The sequence below is a fragment of the Geminicoccus flavidas genome (genome assembly GCF_009806515.1).
GTDB lineage: Bacteria > Pseudomonadota > Alphaproteobacteria > Geminicoccales > Geminicoccaceae > Geminicoccus > Geminicoccus flavidus.
The window spans coordinates 1-3,087 of sequence record NZ_WUJP01000354.1 but is presented as its reverse complement, the minus strand read 5'-3'; the positions used below and the strand labels follow the sequence as shown (position 1 = coordinate 3,087).

At 69.1% G+C, this 3,087-nt stretch carries 4 protein-coding genes; 1 reads left to right on the top strand and 3 read right to left on the bottom strand.

Features of this window, described 5'->3' with window-relative positions:
- Positions 1-264: glutathione binding-like protein (locus EQG76_RS09870; protein ID WP_200840696.1), on the top strand; the 264-nt coding region annotated here is incomplete at its 5' end.
- 18 nt (positions 265-282) lie between these two features.
- On the opposite strand, the gene EQG76_RS09865 is transcribed toward EQG76_RS09870, so the two are convergent.
- The 3 genes from EQG76_RS09865 to EQG76_RS09855 form a co-directional block, all read right to left on the bottom strand.
- A complete protein-coding gene (locus tag EQG76_RS09865; RefSeq protein WP_159712911.1) occupies positions 283-2,112 on the bottom strand; it encodes a mechanosensitive ion channel family protein in 1,830 nt (609 codons plus the stop codon).
- A gap of 61 nt (positions 2,113-2,173) precedes the next feature.
- The gene (locus EQG76_RS09860) at positions 2,174-2,836 is read right to left on the bottom strand and encodes an alpha-ketoglutarate-dependent dioxygenase AlkB family protein (protein WP_235031289.1); all 663 of its coding nucleotides are present in this window, start codon (positions 2,834-2,836) and stop codon (positions 2,174-2,176) included.
- A gap of 11 nt (positions 2,837-2,847) precedes the next feature.
- On the bottom strand, positions 2,848-3,087 hold a 240-nt coding region (locus EQG76_RS09855; protein ID WP_235031288.1), incomplete at its 5' end, for a glutathione binding-like protein.

Here is a 3,087-nt window from a genome sequence, read left to right as displayed (position 1 = left end):
GTGCCGGACGATCCGCGCCAGGCCGACCTGCCCCGTCTCCTCGAGCGGGGCTACGCCGCGCTGGCCGTCATGGAGCAGCACTTGGCGGGGCGGCGCTACATGGTGGGCGAGCGTTATTGCTTGGCCGACATCGCCCTCTATGCCTACACCCATGTCGCCCCAGAGGGCGGCTTCGACCTGGGGCCCTATCCGCGGATACGGGCGTGGCTGGAGCGGGTGAGGTCGGAGCCGGGCCATGTGCCGATCGATTGGCGCCCGAGCTGACGCCGGCATGGTGACGGGTCAGCCGGCGTCCTGCCGCCGGTAGGAAGCGGAGCCTTCCGGCGGGAAAGGCAGCGTGTCGGCCAGCGCATGGCGCTCGTGCTCGGCGAAGTCGGGGAAGGGCAGGCGCTTGCCCATGCGCCACTTCTCGACCTCGTCGTGAATCTCCTGGATTCGTGCCTCATCCGGGCCCCCGTCGCGCGACCAGCGGACCAGCTGGATCGGCACGGCAAATCGCGCACCCGCTTCCTCAACGATGTCCTTGATCCGGAAGTTCAGATCCTCGCGGACGCCGAGATACTCGCCATAGTCGGTGGAAGCGACATGGGCGAAGATGTCCAGCTCCAGCGAGCCGCGTCCGCAATTGGCAAAGCGGATGCGAGCGGGATCCGGCGTCACGCGTGGATGACGGATCAGCATCTCGCGGATCCGCGCCAGGATGTAGCGCAACTGGTCGGTGGTGGTCTCGTAGCTGAGCGCGATCGTCGGATTGAACAGCATCTGGTCGCGCCGGGTGAAGTTCACGATCTGCATCTGCGAGAAGTCGGCGTTCGGTACGGTGATCACCGTCCGGTCGAGCCCGCGGATCCGGGTCGAGCGCAGGCCGATCTCCTCCACCGTGCCCATCTTGTCGCCGAACTGGCAGAACTCGCCGATCCGCACCGGCCGGTCGGCGAACAGCATGAAGCCGGCGATCACATTCTCCATGGTCGGGCGCACCGCGAGCGCGATCGCGAGGCCTGTGACCCCGATGCCGGCCAGGAGCGGGCCGACCGGGATGCCCAGCTTATCGGCGGCGTGAACGGCGATGTAGAGGATGCCGAAGATGCCGAGCAGGCGGAACGACAGGCGGATGAGTTGCGCGTCGATGCTGCGCGGCCGACGGTGCTGGGCGTGGACGATCGCCGCACCGGCGCGGTTGGTCAGCACGAATACCAGCCAGGCCGCGACGGCGAAGAACGCGAACTCCGTGACCACGGTGGCGCCGATCAGCGCCTGCCCGGTCAGGCGCAGCGGCTCGCCGGCCAGGTAGTTCAGCCAGAGGGTCAGGAGCAGGCTCGCCAGCGCGGCGAGCGGCTGGCCCAGCTGCAGGAGGGGTGGCGCTTCCGAAAGCCGCCGGTCCAGCCGCAGGCCCAGCCAGCTCAGCAGGGCCACGGCCGGCAGTGCCACCAGCAGGATCGCCAGCAGCGCCAGCCACTTCCACACGGGCTCGCCCAGGACCAGCCGGTAGGCGGAAGGCGGCAGCCGCTTGATCCAGTCGGCCAGCACCGCCGGCATACCGGGCCCCGGGCCCAGCCGGAACGCGTCATAGGCGCCGGGGATCGCCATCTCGCCGGGCAGGACCGGCAGGTCGTGCACCCGGCCGAAGAAGATCGGCAGGCTGGTGACCGTCTCCTTGCTGAACAGGAAGCGGTCGGCCATGGGGCCTTCCTCCTGCCGGGTGATGACCAACTCGGTGTCCGGGATCCGCCAGCTCGTGATGCCGCTCTCGGCGACGGCGGCCGCGTCCGGTATCTGGTCTTCCGGCGGCAGCTCGATGCGCTGGAGGATCCCCTGGAGCTGGAAGGCTAACTCGACGCTGCGCTCGGCCCGGTTCGCCTCGGGCACGCCGCTGAGATCGAGGGCCGAGAGCGCCCGCCCGAGCGGCACCTCGGCCAGCGTCGCCGTCTCGCCGTGGTACCAGCGCCGCGTAGCCTCGTGGAAGTTGTGCAGGAAGCTCTTGAGCGTCGCTCGCGGGCTGCTCGTGTCGGGCGGGCTGAGCGGTCCGTCCTGGGCGGGTGCGGGACCGGCCAGCAGGAGGCCCAGCAGGGCCGCCAGCGCGATCAGCCAGAGACGCGGCGTTGCGGACAAGATGGATTCTCCGGTCGGGCGAGTGGGGATGCTCCGGCATCCCTAGCGAGTCGTCACCGGTTCAGGAACCCGTCGATGCCACCTCTGCGAGTGACCTACCGACCCGACGAAGGGTCAGATTGATCCTGCCGCCCCCGGGTAGGAGGGTAGAGCTGCCGGGCAGGATCCGGTCGACGCCGTGAAAGGCCAGCCGTGCCGGCCCGCCCAGCACCAGGACGTCGCCGCTGGCAAGCGGGAATGACCTGGTCGAATCACCCCGTCTGGTGCCGCCCAGGCGGAATATCGCCGTGTCGCCCAGGGACACCGACACCACCGGTGCGGTGAGGTCGTGTTCGTCCCGGTCCTGGTGCAGGCCCATCCGCGCCGTGCCGCGGTAGAGATTGACGAGGCAGGCCTCGGGAAGCGCCTCGTGGCTGGCGACCTCCCGCCACAGGTCGAGCAGTGCCTTGGGCATCGCCGGCCAGGGCAGCCCGCTTTCCGGATGGTCCGGCTGGTAGCGATAGCCCCGGCGGTCCGAGACCCAGCCGAGCGTGCCAAGATTGCTCATGCGCACGCTGAACGGCCGGTTCCAGCGGGGCGTGGTCGGCTGGAACCAGAACTCCTTGCCGATCGCCTGCAGGACCTGGCCGACCAGATTCCGCTGCGCGGCCAGGTCCAGATGGTGCCGCAGATGGACGACGCCGTCCGGCAGGGCGGCGCTGACAGGTGGTGAACTGTCCGCCACCGCCCTTTCCGTCAGCGCTTGTGCGTCTGGCCGAACAGGATTTTCTTTTCCTCCTCGCCCATCGGCTTGCCCACCTCCGGGTTCACCCGCGGGCCGTGGGCGTAGGCACGCTCGGTGGCCGGCCGCGCCTTGATCTTGTTGAACCAGCGCTGCAGGTGCGGGAAGTCCTCCAGATTCTGGCCCTGGTTCTCGTAGGGCACGATCCAGGGATAGGACGCCATGTCGGCGATGGAATATTCCCCGGCGATGTA